The sequence below is a fragment of the Algoriphagus aestuariicola genome (genome assembly GCF_017254835.1).
Lineage (GTDB): Bacteria > Bacteroidota > Bacteroidia > Cytophagales > Cyclobacteriaceae > Algoriphagus > Algoriphagus aestuariicola.
Genome location: NZ_JAFKCW010000089.1, coordinates 1 through 279 on the forward strand (window position 1 = coordinate 1; position 279 = coordinate 279).

General features: G+C 65.9%; 1 pseudogene. It reads right to left on the minus strand.

From position 1 onward, the window contains the following. Positions 1-279: pseudogene (locus J0A67_RS23755) on the minus strand (hypothetical protein); the annotation flags it as partial.

The following is a 279-nucleotide window of genomic DNA, read 5'->3' on the forward strand; positions in this document are numbered from 1 at the left end:
TGCCGATCGCCACTTTTTGCTGATTGCCGCCGGACAGGCGCGCCAGCCGCTGTTGCGGGCCGGAGGCGCGAATGTTCAGACGCTGCATGATCTCGCGCGCCCAGCGCAGCTCTTGCCGCCGGCTGAACAGGCTCCAGCGCGAGAAGCTGTCATCGGCGCTGACGCTCAGGTTCATCGGGATCGCCTCATCGATAAAAATGCCTTCTTTGCGGCGTTCTTCCGGCACCAGCGCCAGCCCCTGTTCGACCGACAGATGCGGCGCACGCGGCGCCCAGGGCT